The following is a 13,214-nucleotide window of genomic DNA, read 5'->3' as shown; positions in this document are numbered from 1 at the left end:
TTTTTATTAGCCGGTCATTACTTTATTCCGGCTGAACCAGAATCAACATATTAATCTTCGATTTCCTTTTCTTCGGTCGGATGATAAACCCACTTATGATTATCCAGAGCGTAAGAAACTATTTCGGTCTCTTTGAAGAATATCGGCAGCTCGCGCTGAACCGATTCTTTGGAGTCTGATGCATGAACCAGGTTAAAACTAACGCTGGCTCCGAAATCACCGCGGATGGTGCCGGCCTCGGCATCAGGGCCAAAAGTCGCGCCGAGTAATTTCCGGCAAATGTTTACGGCGCCAATGCCTTCTATCGACATGGCCACGATCGGACCGGACAGAATAAATTTCATCAGACCGGGATAAAACGGTTTTTTCTTGTGAACCGAATAAAGATTCTCGGCCTGCGTCTGGCTGACCTTGAGCATCTTAAAACCAACTACTTTAAGCCCTTTTTCCTCAAACCTGTTTATAATACGCCCGATAAGTTGCCGTTGCACGCCATCCGGCTTGATTAATACTAAAGTTCTTTCCATAATTAACTCCTTTACAAACCTGATATCTCGTTATTTACTCACAGAATCTATCCGAGTGAGGCTGTCCGCCCCATTTAAGTTTTTCGCCGATAGTCCGGTAAAAATTACGCCCCTGCCTTTTGACAAGATAGAATGACTGTTTGGCCTTATTGATGACAATCCGGTCTCCCGAATGAAGATACATGAATACCTGGCCATCCAGAGTCAAAATCACCTCTTCACCTTTTTCGTCAATCATCTCTATTTCTATCGGATGATTAGCTGGGGCAATAATCGGTCTCATGCTCAACGTATGCGGGCATATCGGTGTCAAGACAAACGCCTGCATCTCGGGATAAACCAAAGGACCGCCAGCTGAAAGGGAATGGGCCGTCGAACCGACCGGAGTGGAAATAATCATACCGTCGCCCCGGAAAACCGTCAAATCTTGATTGTTAACCTTAAGCTTCAGATAAATCATCCTGGAAATACTACCGCGGCTGATGACAACATCGTTAAGAGCAAGGAATGGCCCGAGCTTCTTGCTCCCCCGGTAAATCTCGCACTGAAGCATCATCCTTGATGAAACTTGGAACGGCTTAGAGAGTACATCCTTCAAAGCTGTTTTTAACTCGTCCAACGGGTACTCGGTCAGAAACCCAAATTTACCTAGGTTAACCCCAACCACGGGTATCTGGTTTTTATTAAGCCGGCGGGCCACGGAAAGGATAGAACCGTCGCCGCCCAATACGATGGCCAGATCAGCCTTTGTTTTTGACAAGTCTAACCGGTTGGTCTGATCAATCGCCACAATCTTGGCCAATCCGGAAAGCCATGGCTCAATATCATTTATAATAGCAGAAATTCGGGGCTTTTTCTGGTCCCCGATAAGGATAATCCTCTTTTTCATAAGCACTCCTTTAACCCTGCATCTGACTTACGACAAGTTACGTCCCCTACGAGATAATTATTTTTGCATATTAAAGATGTCCTGTCAAACTAATTTTAACCTGCTGAAAGAGCGTCCCGCAAACCGCCAATATGGCTCTCCGGCCGACGAATTAGGCATTCCTATTTATTTTGACAGGCATAAAGCGGTGTGTATATTACTTACTATGAGACAAGAAAGCCCCTTAACAATTTATCTGCGCGAATTAAGCAAGGTCGAATTACTTTCAAAGGACGAGGAGAAAAAGTGCGCCGCACTCTGCCGCAAAGGCAACAAAAAAGCCCGGGAAAAGATGATCAGAAGCAATCTTAAGCTGGTCGTCCACATCGCTAAAGTATTTACCGGGCGGGGCCTGCCGCTGGAGGATCTTATCGAAGAAGGCAACATCGGCCTGCTTAAAGCTGTGAATAAGTTCAATCCTCGCCGGAACGTCCGCTTCAGTACCTACGCGTCCTGGTGGATTGAGTACGCCATCAAACAGGCCATTATCAAAGACGGCAAATCTATCCGGCTGCCCTACTATATGGTTGAGTTGCTGGCTAAATGGAAATCAATTTCTGAAGAACTCTGCCAGAAAATCGGACATCAGCCATCGCCGCAGGAAATCACTCAGAAGCTGGACATACCGCCTGAAAAGATAAAAATAGTCAAGCACGTTCTCCGCAACGGATTTGTCACAGGTCGGATATTCAGCATAGAACTCTTGAGCGGCGCATATGATATCCTGCCCGATGAAAAGAATAAGTCGGTCGAAATACAGGTTTTTGATAAGTCGGACATAGAATTAATTAATAAACTCCTCAGCCAAATAAGCCAACGGGAAGCGTTGATACTCCGCCTTCGTTATGGACTGGATTTACCGACTGAAACGCGGCTTAGAAAAGCACCCCGAACGTTGAGACAAATCGGCAAAATCACCAAGTTGAGCAAGGAGGGGGTCAGACTAATTATCCAGCAAGCCTTAAAGAAAATACACGACTATTTAAAGCATCTTAAGGCCACCAATTAGTCGGCTTATGAAACAATATCACCTACATAATTTCATATCAGCCTCAAAAATACAAAAGAAGGTTAAAATCCTGGCGCACCGAATCTCCGCCGACTACCGCCGAAAGAATCTTCTGCTAATCGGGGTTTTAAACGGAGCTTTTATATTCATGAGCGACCTCGTCCGCTACCTGGATATTCCCGTCCAGATGGATTTCATCAAAATATCGTCTTACGGTCCAAACGTCGTCTCCTCCGGTAAAATCAAGGCACTGCTGAATATCACCCAGTCTATTAAAGGCAAGGATGTCCTGATTATTGAGGATATCATTGACACCGGGCTGACCATCAACCATATCCGGCAAACGCTTCTCAATAAAAAACCGCGCAGCATCAGAGTCTGCACCCTGCTGGACAAAACCAACCGACGCAAAGTTAGCGTCCGGATAGATTATTGCGGTTTTAAAATACCCGATAGATTTGTGGTGGGTTACGGCATGGATTTTAACGAAAGTTATCGCTTCCTGCCTGATATCCACTATCTTAAACAAGAATATTGTCAATAAGCCGTGTCCGGCCGATAAATACCGCTAAAGCTACAAGCACCTTTTGCCTTGTTTTTATGGTTTTAATATCAGACAAGGTCTCCGGTTCAACAACGGCAATATAATCAATCTTTGATTTTCCATACCAGTTGATAATCCGCTTCATAGCGCCAGTAATCCGGGCGGCGGATGTTTCGCCTCCTCTGATAAGCCGCTTGGCTTCATTAAGAGCCCGGTTCAAACCGGCTGCCCGGCTGCGCTCGTTCGGAGAAAGGTAGGCATTGCGCGAGCTCATAGCCAAACCATCCTTTTCACGGACTATGGGCATGACCTTAATTCTCAGGTTCATATCCAGATCATGGACCATCTGTCCAATTATCAACGCTTGCTGGTAATCCTTCTGTCCGAAATAGGCGACATCCGGCTCGACGATATTAAACAGCTTATTCACCACGGTTAAGACGCCTTTAAAATGACCCGGCCGCGAACGTCCGCAAAGCGTATCAGCAAGGTCACCTATATTTACGCAGGATTGGAACCCTTCAGGATATATCTGGCCAACGTCCGGCACGAATACGATATCAACACCGACCGTCTTCATTCTTCTGACATCTTCGGCCAATGTCCGGGGGTATTTTTTGTAGTCTTCCTTGGGACCAAACTGCATCGGATTTACAAAGATGCTTACAACCATCAAGTCGTTATCCTTCCTTGACTGCCTCATTAATGAAAGATGCCCTTCGTGCAAAGCCCCCATCGTCGGCACAAAACCAACAGTTTCGCCTTTGGCTTTCGCGCGGCGGATAACTTTCTTCAGCGCGCTTATATTTCTTATTATCTGCATAATTCTAATAATTTCCTAACCGGCTTGCGGTAAACCGGGTGCTCCAGGTCAGGAGCAATCTGGCTCAACGGCTTCAGCACAAATCCGCGCTTATGCATCAAAGGATGCGGAACAGTCAGGCTCGCGGTTTTTATTATGGCATCTCCGTATAGCAGTATATCCAGATCAATCACCCGCGGTCCCCAACGCCGAACCTGTTTTGTCCGGCCCATGCCCTTTTCTATCAATTTCAGCGCGGCCAGCAGTCGAACCGGAGGCAGACTTGTTTCTATGCCAGCGACAGCGTTTAAGAAGCAAGGTTGATTGGCGTATCCTTCCGGTGCGGTTCGGCAAAACCCGGATATATCCACAACCCTTATGCCATCGGTGCCATCAACCTTGCAAACAGCTTGTTTCAGGTTGTTTTTCTTATCGCCCAAATTGCTACCCAATCCGATATATGCTATCACGTTAGAATATCTGGTCGTCACTTGACTCATCCGAAGCAACTGCCCGTCCCGGCAATTTAATATCCGCCGGCACTGTTTTCTTGGATATGCGCTGCTTGATGTAAATAGCCGGTCCGCTCAAAACAAACAACGAAAACACCACGAACAAGGTCGTTTCAGTCTTGATAGCAATAAACAATATTATAACCAGCACTTCCAGAAGCTTGATAAAAGGATGTATCTTGGCGAAACTATTGCCCAAATGGGTATAGCGGAACCGGCTGACCATCAACACACCCAGCAGAAGCACTACAAACGGCAAAACAAGCAGAATTGTCTCGGCTTTAATATACTTAAGATTAACAACCAAATGGTCGTAAAGTAAAACCGTGCTGGCCAGGAACCCACCCGCACCGGGCGAAGGAAGCCCCACAAAATGCTCGTGGCTCTCTTTCGTCAAGCCGGTTTCGATATTAAACCGGGCCAGCCTCAGCGCCGCGCAAACTAGGTAAAAAGCCGCGATAACGACAATAAACTTATAAAATATTTCTAATTTGTTTGCTTCTATATGGCTGGTAGCTATCAGCGAATAAACCATAAAGGCCGGCGCCAGGCCGAATGATACCAAGTCGGACAAAGAATCCATCTGAACACCGAAGTTAGATGCGGTCTTGGTCAACCGGGCTACCCGTCCGTCCAGTGCGTCAAAAACCATAGCCCCAAAAATAAGTATCGCCGCGATATTATACTGTTCCTTCGCCGAGGAAACAACGCTGAAAAATCCGCAAAGTAGGTTGCCCAGCGTCAGCAGGGTGGGCAATATAGCCACTCCTTTAATCCTCTTTAATTTCATAAAATGCCTATCTGATTCGGGCGATTATAGTCTGGCCGGCCTTTACCTTGTCGCCCAGCTTTATTTCCACGCTCTTGACCTTATCTTTAGGTATACATATTTCCGTACGCGAACCGAACTTAATCATCCCGAACACCTGGCCTTTAGCCAAAACATCGTTAACCTTGCAGCCGCAAACTATGCGCTGGGCAATGATACCGGCAATCTGCCGGACCAGTATCTTAAATCCGCTTGTTCCGCTCCCGACAACTAACCCGACGTTATTGCACTCGTTTCGGGTCGAGGCATCCGGTTTTGAAGCCACCAAGAATTCTCCCTTATGATAATCAATCCAGGCCACCTTGCCTTCGTATGGCGACCGATTGATATGCACATTGAATACCGACAGAAATATCGTTACTTTGACTGTTTCGGTCTTGACGAACTGGTCCTCCGGAAAATATTTTATCTCGATAATCGTTCCGTCGGCAGGCGACAGAATTAAATCATCACCCGGAGTAATAACGCGCTCCGGATTGCGGAAAAAGTAAAACACAAACCCCAGTAACAACGCCGGAATGATAACCAGCCCCGGGTGAATCAGGTAAGAGAAATACGCCGCCGCCAGCAGTATCACCGTGCTCAGTAGTATCTCGGTCTTGCCGTAAGACGCCAGCGGAATTTTCATATATTAAAGTATTTTAATCTTTATACCGATATTAACTTTCACCTCTGAATAAGTTTATTTAGTGACGGATAATTGTCAAGCATTATTATGAGAGACAGCAAATTGTCCTTATACTTCTGGGGCTTCGTATTAAGCGCCATCATCATATTCCTAATAACCACCACATTCACGGCTTACCTCAAGAACTGCAAACTCAGGAATTACTCAGCCCAGCTCCAAAACGAATGCTCGGCGCTATCACAGAATAACCAAAACCTCCAACAGGAGATGGCGGCCCTCAAACAAGACCCTACCTACACAGAAAGTCTGATGCGCAACGATTTAAAAATGGCACTGCCCGGCGAAATGGTCATCAAAAGGCAGAATTAGAACGCACCTTGAACAGGAATTCACGCCGATAAACAAAAACTAGCAACTTTAATTTCTAATCTATGGCTTAAAACAGGTTGTCCTGTGCCGGAGGTGTTTCTTTGAGGTGTTTATATGCCAAAGCAGTGGCCTTGCGCCCCTTGGGCGTCTTTTCCAGGAAACCGCACTTTATCAGGTATGGTTCATAAACATCTTCCACAGTGCCCTCTTCCTCGCCTATCGAAACGGCAATGGTTTTCAACCCGATCGGTCCGCCGTTATGTAATATCAGCGTTTTGAGTATCTTCCGGTCCGTGTCATCCAGCCCGCATTCGTCAATCCCGAGCATACCCAAACCTTCGTCGGCAATCCGGCGTGAAATAACGTTATCAGATTTAATCTGGGCCAGGTCGCGTATGCGCTTGAGTATCCGGTTGGCAATCCGGGGCGTACCCCGGCTGCGCTGGGCTATCAGCTTGAACGAATCGTCATCGCCCTTAACGCCCAAAATCTTGGACGACCGTTTTATTATCTCAACCAATTCCTCATCCGGGTACGGCCCGAGTTTCTCAAATATCCCGAACCGGCTGCGCATCGGCTCGCTCAATAAACCCTCGCGCGTAGTCGCGCCGATGAGAGTAAACGGCGCCAGGTTTATCTGGACCGAACGGGCGTGCGGGCCCTGGTCTATCATAATATTGAGCACAAAATCCTCAATTGCCGAATAGAGGTATTCCTCTACAATGGTCGGTATCCGGTGTATTTCGTCTATGAAAAGCACATCGGCTTTCTTCAGGTTGGTCAACAACCCGGCCAAATCAGCCGGTTTTTCCAGCGCCGGTCCGGCCACGGATTTGATATTAGTTCCCAACGAACGGGCCACCAGGTAAGCCAGAGTAGTTTTGCCCAGTCCGGGCAGGCCGGAAAAAAGGATATGGTCCAGTGCTTCGCTCCGCTTCTTGGCGGCTTCAATGTAGATTTTAAGGTTACTGACTATCTTAGGCTGGCCGATGAATTCCCCGAAGGTGGAAGGCCGTAATGTATTGTCCAGCGTTACGTCTTCCTCGCTCTTTAACCGGGAAACGATACGAGTCATGGTGTTAGCTTGAAGCCCGAACTAATTGTGCCTTTATTTTACCACGAAAAACACCCTTCGGCTTATGCCTCAAGGTAAACTCCAAGAATGTGCGCCTTCGTAGTTAATATTAAACTTATTTAAGCTAAGCCTTTTTCTCTGTTTTAGGTTCAGCCTTGGGCTCCGGCTTAGCCTCTGCCACGGCCGGCTCAACCTTTGCCTCATCCGTCGGGGCAGCAGCCTCTAATTCCTCAGCACCCGGGATAATGCCCAGGAGTTCCCTAACCCGGGCCGATTTACCCACCCGGTCACGCAGGTAATGCAGTTTCGCCCGGCGGACCTTGCCCTTACGCTTAACCACAATACTGGCCACCACCGGCGCGTGCATCGGAAATACCCGTTCCACTCCCTCGCCCTGGACCAGACGGCGGACCGTGAATGTCTCGCCGATACCACTGCCCTTGCGGCCGATAACCACGCCCGTGAATATCTGGATTCTTTCCCGGTCGCCTTCTTTAATCTTTACGTGAACATCAACTGTGTCGCCCACCTGAAAATTCTTGCCCCGTCCCTTTTTAACATTTTCCTGCTGTAACTGTTCGATACTGAAACTCATAAATACCTCCAAATAATTTAATTATAAATTATAGCTTTTTTGTCCGGCTATGTGTTTTCCTCCACTTCGCTATTTCTTTATGGTCACCCGAGGTAAGCACCGCAGGCACCTTTAATTTCTTATAAACCCTGGGCCGGGTATATTGAGGATACTCCAGCGTCTGGCCATCCGCGAAAGATTCCTCTTTAAGCGACCGGGCATTGCCCAGCACGCCTGGAACCAGCCGGACCACCGCGTCGATGAGAACCATAGCCGGCGTCTCGCCGCCGCTGGTCACAAAATCGCCTACCGAGATTTCGTCAAAATCGGCAATCTCATTAACCCGCTGGTCAAATCCTTCGTAATGACCGCAGAGCATTACCAGCCGGCCCTTATTGGCCAGCTCCCGAGCCACCTCCTGATTAAACCGCCGCCCCCGCGGCGAAAGCAATATGTTATGCGCTTTAGCCTTCCGGGCGCGGCCTTGTGATTTCTTCAAATAAGCCATGGCCCGGGCGATAGGTTCGACCATCAGAACCATCCCCGGCCCGCCGCCGAACGGCTTATCATCAACCTTTTTATGCTTATCCAACGTAAAATCGCGCAGGTTATGCAGGTTAATCTTAACCAGACCCTTTTCCTGCGCCCGCCCGATAATACTCGTTCCGATAACCCTCTCAAACATCTCCGGAAAGATAGTAACTACGTCAATAAGCATACATTCAGGGAACAAGGTATCATAATTATCAAAGCCCTGATGTCAAGATTCTTATCAAAAGAAATGGGGGCTTACTCGACTATGATAGTCCTCTGGATAGCCTTAACCCGCCGGAGGTATTCATAGGTTTGCTGAGGCACGCGGTTATTGAGGTAGTTGGTAATGCCACAGTTATAGGCGCAGATAACAGCGTCCTGTGATTTGAGTTGTTCGGACAGATAAAGCAGGTAAGCCCGGCCCACTGCCCGATTCTTGGCGGAGTCAAAACCGTCCTTGTTAAAGTCCCATTTAACCTTAAGCAAACGGCGGCAGACCCATTTCCAGGTAGCCCGCCGAATCTGCATCAGGCCGCGTTCACCCTTAGAACCCCGGCAACTGGACCGGCCATCGCTTTCGACCTCGATAATCGCCTCGGTAAGCCGGTCTATGTCAATACAAGGGGTCACGGCCTCAACGCATTCCACCCGCACCGGCCCGGCATTAACACCGACATCCGTTTGCGAACCGGCCGGCAACGGCTGAACAGCCAGAAAAATCACCATCACCAAAAACAACATCAATAACGCGTATTTCATATATATTAATATGGTAACATAGCATCCCAAATTTGTCAAGGGGTATTTTAAAGAATAAAATACCTTGAGGAACAACCGCTTAATCCCAAGTTCAACAACCTTTTTTTATGGACTATTCTATCGGGGTCGAGTCTTATCCCGTATATTTCGATAACACTCTTTCCACTTATCCTATAGATAAACTAGAACAGAAATACAAGAAAAATGCCGTGAAACGCAGGTTTTATAATGGTTCCGCGGTAATTTAGCTTAAAAAGTTATCCACAGGGGTAGTCCCCCCACCCCCTGTCATATACTGGATACTACCCTGCCATATAACAGATACTACCCTGTCGTATAATGGAGGGGTATTTTGAGAAAAGAACTCTAAGGAATGCTTATATTTACTACATTATCATACCTTAAACAGGCAGGAATCAACCTTTGGCTCAAACTGCCACTAAGACCGTCGCCGTGATATAGCCTTATCGAAGCTTTGGTTAGCGCCTTTGATGTACATCTCGTCGGATATTATGGGCTTTTCCAGCTCCAGCGCGGTCTCGGCTGAAATCCGGCCGGTCTGGGCGAATTCGCGCCCGGCTTTCTTTAGCTGGCTTTTATATTTCCATATCAACGGTTTGAGTATCAGCGGATGGCTGGTCAGGATGGCCCCGCCGGGACGGTATATCTCGGCCGCCACCTCGGAACCCATATTCCGTGCGATGCGCCGGAACAGGAGCTTAAGCACCTAAAAATGCCCTATCTCCGGAAACCCGCTGTTGGAGATGACCAGTATCTTAGGCGGTTCCTTGCCCCAGACGCCGGGATGGATACACTCGCCGCCGGAGTCCTTGTTAAAATGCGGGTCGAGCACGGGTATGGTCCGGTCCATAAAGTTCTTCATCAGGCCGGTGACATTATCGACGTAAAGGGGCGTGGCGTAGCCGAGGACGTCGGCGGTCTTCATCTTTTCCAGCAGTTCGGCCATATCGTCTTTTATAGAACAAACGCCTGGTGTTTTTATCCAGCAGTCGTAACAGCCCAGGCAGTTGCGGATGTTTTTACCGGCCAGGTTAATAATCTCCGCCTCGGCGCCGGCATCGCGGACGCCTTCGGAGAAGGCCTCAGCCATAAAATAGGTGTTGCCGCGGGCGCCTTTGGGACTGCCGTTTATGATGACTATCTTCATATCAAACTCCTGTTAGTACGCAGATAAACGCAGAGGCTTCGCCTACGCAGATTATAAGAGTTTTTATATTATTTTTTAGAGGGCATCCTTCGGAGAAAGAAGCATTTTAATCCTAACTCTTTATAAAATCCGCAGTTATCTGTACGCTGGCAGTTTGATGGCGCCTTTGGCGCCAGAATTACTGCCAGGTATACTGGGCTGTAAGTCGCTTTGCTCCAACAGCCCACGTACGAAAATCTGCGTACCGTTTATTCCTCTTATCTATCCGACTCGACCGGGTGGTATTCAGCCGGCTCGAGCGAGTGCGAGCCGCGCCCGCTGGTCAATGAACGCAAGGTAGTAGCATAACCAAAGGTCTGGGCGATGGGTATCTTACCCTTGATTATCTTAGTGGTGGTGGTCGAATCGACTTCTTCGATGGTGGCCCGGCGCTTATTGAGGTCGTGAATAATCTCACCCATATATTCTTCGGGCACGACGACGTCGAACTTCATTATCGGCTCGAGCACCACGCCTTTGGTTTTGGACAAAGCGTCTTTCATGGCCATCGCCCCGGCGGCCTGGAAGGCGACGTCTGACGAGGCGGCCGAATTGAACGCGCCGTCAATCAGGGTAATCTTTAGGTATATCAGCGGATAACCGGCCACTTCGCCGGACATAACACTGCCGGCCAGGCCGTCTTCAACGGCGCGGATATACTGGACCGGGACCTTGTTGGGTATGGGCTGGCAGATGATGGTCGGCTGGAGGTTGGCCGAATCCGGTTCAATCCGGATGACGACCTTGGCGTAATGCTGTTTTTCGCCCACCTGGCGGTTAAATTCGGCCTGGCCTTCGGCCGGCTGGGTGATGGTTTCCTTATAGGCCACGCGCGGTTCGCCGACGCTGGCCGGGATATTAAAATCGCGGGTTATCCGGTTCTTGATGATTTCCAGATGCAGTTCACCCATGCCGGAGACAATCAACTGTCCGGTTTCCTCGTCGGACTTGACCTGCAGGGTCGGGTCGTCGTGGGCCAGCTTGTTAATTGCCTCCACCAGCTTGTCGCGGTCGCCGGATGATTTGGGTTCTATGGCCATCGAAACCACGGTCTGGGGGAATGATATTTTCTCATAGATGATGGGCTTGTCCTTATCGCAGAGGGTGTCGCCGGTAGCGGTGTGCTTAAGCCCGATGACGGCCACGATTTCGCCGGCTTCGGCTTCTTTTATCTGCTGGCGCTGGTTGGAGTGCATCAGGAACATCTTGTTAATCCGCTCCTTTTTTCCGTTGCGCGGGTTGAACAGGGCCAGGCCTTCGGCCAGCTTGCCGGAATATATCCTCAGGTAGTTAAGCTCACCATACTGGTCGGTCATAGACTTAAAGACCAGCGCCGAAACAGGTTCGGAAGGAACCAGCTGGCGTTCAAAAGGCTTGTGCGAAGCCGGGTCAAACCCATGCGCTATTTTAACGTCGGGCGGTGAAGGAAGCAGGTAGCAGATGGCATCAAGAAGCGGTTGTATGCCGATATTGCTGATAGCCGAACCGCAATAGACCGGCGTTATTTTGCCGGTTAGGGTGGCCTGCCTTAAGGCCGGCATAATCTGTTCCGGCCCAAGATGTTCTCCCTTGAGGTAGGCGTCAACTAACGATTCGACCTTGTCGGCCAGAAGCATTATCATATTTTCCCGGGCCGCTTTTGCCTGCTCCAGGCAGTCGGCCGGAATCTCTTCGACGACATAATCATCGTTTTCAGGCCGGCTGTCGCCGGTAAAAACAATGGCTTTCATTTGAACCAGGTCTATCACGCCGGCGAAACAGCTTTCCTTGCCGATAGGAATCTGGACCGGGCAGGGAATGGTATGAAGCTTTGACTTCATTTGTTTGACCACGGAGAAGAAGTCCGAGCCGACCCGGTCGAGCTTATTGACAAAAGCTATGCGCGGGACGTGGTAGCGGTTAGCCTGATGCCAGACAGTTTCGGACTGGGCTTCGACTCCACCGACGCCGCAGAAGACGCCGATAGCGCCATCCAGGACGCGCAGGGAACGCTCGACCTCGGCGGTAAAATCCACGTGCCCGGGCGTATCAATGATGTTAATGCGATATTGGCCTATGTCCGGCGCCTTGAACAGGATCGGAGTCCAGTAACAGGTGGTGGTGGCTGAGGTGATGGTGATGCCGCGCTGGCGTTCTTCTTCCATCCAATCCATGGTAGCGGTGCCGTCGTCCACTTGGCCTATCTTGTATTCCTTACCGGTGTAATAGAGTATGCGCTCGGTAAGCGTGGTTTTGCCGGCGTCTATATGGGCGATGATACCGATATTTCTGAGCAGGTTAAGATTCATAGAGCGGCAGATTATCAAAGAAATCCGCGCCTGTCAAATTAAGAAGCAATATTTAGGCCTGTAATTTAAGTAAGCGGATTAAACCGATCGAGCTGATGATTCTACAAAACGCTAAAAGCCGCCTTGAGAGATAAAATGCTATCTCTTTATCGACCAGGCGAAATGGGCAAAGGCCCTGTTAGCTTCGGCCATCTTGTGAACATTTATCTTGGTGCCGATAGCTTCGCCTTCGTTCTTATAGGCGGCCATAATCTCATCGGCCAGCTTGACGCTGAAAGGCTTGCCTTTTTTCTTGCGGACGGATGTGATAATCCAGCGCACGGCCAACGACATTTGGCGTTTTGACGGCACCGGTACCGGCACCTGATAGGTGGCGCCGCCGATGCGCTTGGAGCGCACTTCCATGGCAGGTTTGACGTTATCGATGGCCTTATTAAACACTTCAACCGGCGGGATATCGGTTATTTTCTTCTGGATGATATCCAACGCGCCGTAGAAATTACGCTGGGCGGTGCTCTTCTTGCCCTCCTGCATAATACAATTAATGAAACGACCAATGGCCTTATTATTAAATCTTGGGTCCGGTTTGAGCAGATGTTCGAATGATTTGAACTTTTTAGGCATAATTA

17 protein-coding genes are annotated in these 13,214 nt (G+C 49.0%); 3 read left to right on the top strand and 14 right to left on the bottom strand.

Features of this window, described 5'->3' with window-relative positions:
- Positions 1–50 precede the first annotated feature (50 nt).
- Positions 51–527, bottom strand: coding sequence for a nucleoside-diphosphate kinase (gene ndk / locus WC980_06625; protein MFA5794722.1), 477 nt, complete (start codon positions 525–527; stop codon positions 51–53).
- Positions 528–561: 34 nt separating this feature from the next.
- Positions 562–1,416 (bottom strand): NAD(+)/NADH kinase, encoded by an 855-nt coding sequence (locus WC980_06620; GenBank protein ID MFA5794721.1) that lies wholly within the window; start codon positions 1,414–1,416, stop codon positions 562–564.
- Positions 1,417–1,621: 205 nt separating this feature from the next.
- Here WC980_06620 and WC980_06615 point away from each other — a divergent pair, with 205 nt between their 5' ends.
- Both WC980_06615 and hpt read left to right on the top strand, forming a co-directional pair.
- The gene (locus tag WC980_06615) at positions 1,622–2,464 is read left to right on the top strand and encodes an RNA polymerase sigma factor RpoD/SigA (protein MFA5794720.1); all 843 of its coding nucleotides are present in this window, start codon (positions 1,622–1,624) and stop codon (positions 2,462–2,464) included.
- Between the two features lie 7 nt (positions 2,465–2,471).
- A complete protein-coding gene (gene hpt, locus WC980_06610) occupies positions 2,472–3,008 on the top strand; it encodes a hypoxanthine phosphoribosyltransferase (protein MFA5794719.1) in 537 nt (178 codons plus the stop codon).
- Here hpt and panC read toward each other — a convergent pair.
- Genes panC through WC980_06590 form a run of 4 tightly spaced genes read right to left on the bottom strand, consistent with a single transcriptional unit; the run spans position 2,986 to position 5,779 of the window.
- A complete protein-coding gene (panC, locus tag WC980_06605) occupies positions 2,986–3,831 on the bottom strand; it encodes a pantoate--beta-alanine ligase (GenBank protein ID MFA5794718.1) in 846 nt (281 codons plus the stop codon). The genes hpt and panC overlap by 23 nt on opposite strands.
- A complete protein-coding gene (gene folK / locus WC980_06600) occupies positions 3,822–4,310 on the bottom strand; it encodes a 2-amino-4-hydroxy-6-hydroxymethyldihydropteridine diphosphokinase (GenBank protein MFA5794717.1) in 489 nt (162 codons plus the stop codon). The genes panC and folK overlap by 10 nt, the downstream gene beginning before the upstream one ends.
- Positions 4,282–5,112, bottom strand: a complete 831-nt coding sequence (gene pssA, locus WC980_06595) for a CDP-diacylglycerol--serine O-phosphatidyltransferase (GenBank protein MFA5794716.1) — start codon at positions 5,110–5,112, stop codon at positions 4,282–4,284. The genes folK and pssA overlap by 29 nt, the downstream gene beginning before the upstream one ends.
- Positions 5,113–5,119: 7 nt before the next feature.
- A complete protein-coding gene (locus WC980_06590) occupies positions 5,120–5,779 on the bottom strand; it encodes a phosphatidylserine decarboxylase family protein (GenBank protein ID MFA5794715.1) in 660 nt (219 codons plus the stop codon).
- A gap of 87 nt (positions 5,780–5,866) precedes the next feature.
- Between WC980_06590 and WC980_06585 the strand changes: the two genes are divergently transcribed.
- Positions 5,867–6,148, top strand: coding sequence for a septum formation initiator family protein (locus WC980_06585; GenBank protein ID MFA5794714.1), 282 nt, complete (start codon positions 5,867–5,869; stop codon positions 6,146–6,148).
- Between the two features lie 67 nt (positions 6,149–6,215).
- Here WC980_06585 and ruvB read toward each other — a convergent pair whose 3' ends face one another.
- The 8 genes from ruvB to rpsG form a co-directional block, all read right to left on the bottom strand.
- Positions 6,216–7,223: a Holliday junction branch migration DNA helicase RuvB gene (gene ruvB, locus WC980_06580; GenBank protein ID MFA5794713.1), complete on the bottom strand. Its 1,008-nt coding sequence runs from the start codon at positions 7,221–7,223 to the stop codon at positions 6,216–6,218.
- A gap of 124 nt (positions 7,224–7,347) precedes the next feature.
- Positions 7,348–7,818, bottom strand: coding sequence for a 50S ribosomal protein L19 (gene rplS / locus WC980_06575; protein MFA5794712.1), 471 nt, complete (start codon positions 7,816–7,818; stop codon positions 7,348–7,350).
- 28 nt (positions 7,819–7,846) lie between these two features.
- Positions 7,847–8,515 (bottom strand): tRNA (guanosine(37)-N1)-methyltransferase TrmD, encoded by a 669-nt coding sequence (gene trmD / locus WC980_06570; protein ID MFA5794711.1) that lies wholly within the window; start codon positions 8,513–8,515, stop codon positions 7,847–7,849.
- A gap of 71 nt (positions 8,516–8,586) precedes the next feature.
- Positions 8,587–9,090, bottom strand: a complete 504-nt coding sequence (locus WC980_06565; GenBank protein ID MFA5794710.1) for a lytic transglycosylase domain-containing protein — start codon at positions 9,088–9,090, stop codon at positions 8,587–8,589.
- Between the two features lie 439 nt (positions 9,091–9,529).
- On the bottom strand, positions 9,530–9,817 hold the full coding sequence (locus WC980_06560) for a hypothetical protein (protein MFA5794709.1): 288 nt from the start codon (positions 9,815–9,817) through the stop codon (positions 9,530–9,532).
- Complete coding sequence (locus tag WC980_06555) at positions 9,818–10,258, bottom strand: flavodoxin family protein (GenBank protein ID MFA5794708.1); 441 nt, start codon at positions 10,256–10,258, stop codon at positions 9,818–9,820.
- Positions 10,259–10,515: 257 nt separating this feature from the next.
- Positions 10,516–12,585, bottom strand: coding sequence for an elongation factor G (fusA, locus tag WC980_06550; protein ID MFA5794707.1), 2,070 nt, complete (start codon positions 12,583–12,585; stop codon positions 10,516–10,518).
- Between the two features lie 138 nt (positions 12,586–12,723).
- Entirely contained in the window at positions 12,724–13,209 is a 486-nt protein-coding gene (rpsG, locus tag WC980_06545; protein ID MFA5794706.1) for a 30S ribosomal protein S7, read from the bottom strand.
- Between the last annotated feature and the right edge of the window lie 5 nt (positions 13,210–13,214).

The sequence above is a fragment of the Candidatus Brocadiia bacterium genome (assembly GCA_041658285.1).
Lineage (GTDB): Bacteria > Planctomycetota > MHYJ01 > JACQXL01 > JACQXL01 > JBBAAP01.
The sequence above is the reverse complement of the archived record's forward strand: the minus strand, read 5'-3'. Positions and strand labels throughout refer to the sequence as shown.

What these genes read in the sequence shown, in the direction of transcription:
- WC980_06615 (MFA5794720.1), top strand. Translation starts at nt 1,622, where the DNA reads ATGAGACAAGAAAGCCCCTTAACAATTTATCTGCGCGAATTAAGCAAG.
- panC (MFA5794718.1), bottom strand. Translation starts at nt 3,831, where the DNA reads ATGCAGATAATAAGAAATATAAGCGCGCTGAAGAAAGTTATCCGCCGC.
- hpt (MFA5794719.1), top strand. Translation starts at nt 2,472, where the DNA reads ATGAAACAATATCACCTACATAATTTCATATCAGCCTCAAAAATACAA.
- trmD (MFA5794711.1), bottom strand. Translation starts at nt 8,515, where the DNA reads ATGCTTATTGACGTAGTTACTATCTTTCCGGAGATGTTTGAGAGGGTT.
- WC980_06590 (MFA5794715.1), bottom strand. Translation starts at nt 5,779, where the DNA reads ATGAAAATTCCGCTGGCGTCTTACGGCAAGACCGAGATACTACTGAGC.
- rplS (MFA5794712.1), bottom strand. Translation starts at nt 7,818, where the DNA reads ATGAGTTTCAGTATCGAACAGTTACAGCAGGAAAATGTTAAAAAGGGA.
- ruvB (MFA5794713.1), bottom strand. Translation starts at nt 7,223, where the DNA reads ATGACTCGTATCGTTTCCCGGTTAAAGAGCGAGGAAGACGTAACGCTG.
- pssA (MFA5794716.1), bottom strand. Translation starts at nt 5,112, where the DNA reads ATGAAATTAAAGAGGATTAAAGGAGTGGCTATATTGCCCACCCTGCTG.
- ndk (MFA5794722.1), bottom strand. Translation starts at nt 527, where the DNA reads ATGGAAAGAACTTTAGTATTAATCAAGCCGGATGGCGTGCAACGGCAA.
- WC980_06620 (MFA5794721.1), bottom strand. Translation starts at nt 1,416, where the DNA reads ATGAAAAAGAGGATTATCCTTATCGGGGACCAGAAAAAGCCCCGAATT.
- WC980_06565 (MFA5794710.1), bottom strand. Translation starts at nt 9,090, where the DNA reads ATGAAATACGCGTTATTGATGTTGTTTTTGGTGATGGTGATTTTTCTG.
- fusA (MFA5794707.1), bottom strand. Translation starts at nt 12,585, where the DNA reads ATGAATCTTAACCTGCTCAGAAATATCGGTATCATCGCCCATATAGAC.
- folK (MFA5794717.1), bottom strand. Translation starts at nt 4,310, where the DNA reads ATGAGTCAAGTGACGACCAGATATTCTAACGTGATAGCATATATCGGA.
- WC980_06555 (MFA5794708.1), bottom strand. Translation starts at nt 10,258, where the DNA reads ATGAAGATAGTCATCATAAACGGCAGTCCCAAAGGCGCCCGCGGCAAC.
- rpsG (MFA5794706.1), bottom strand. Translation starts at nt 13,209, where the DNA reads ATGCCTAAAAAGTTCAAATCATTCGAACATCTGCTCAAACCGGACCCA.
- WC980_06585 (MFA5794714.1), top strand. Translation starts at nt 5,867, where the DNA reads ATGAGAGACAGCAAATTGTCCTTATACTTCTGGGGCTTCGTATTAAGC.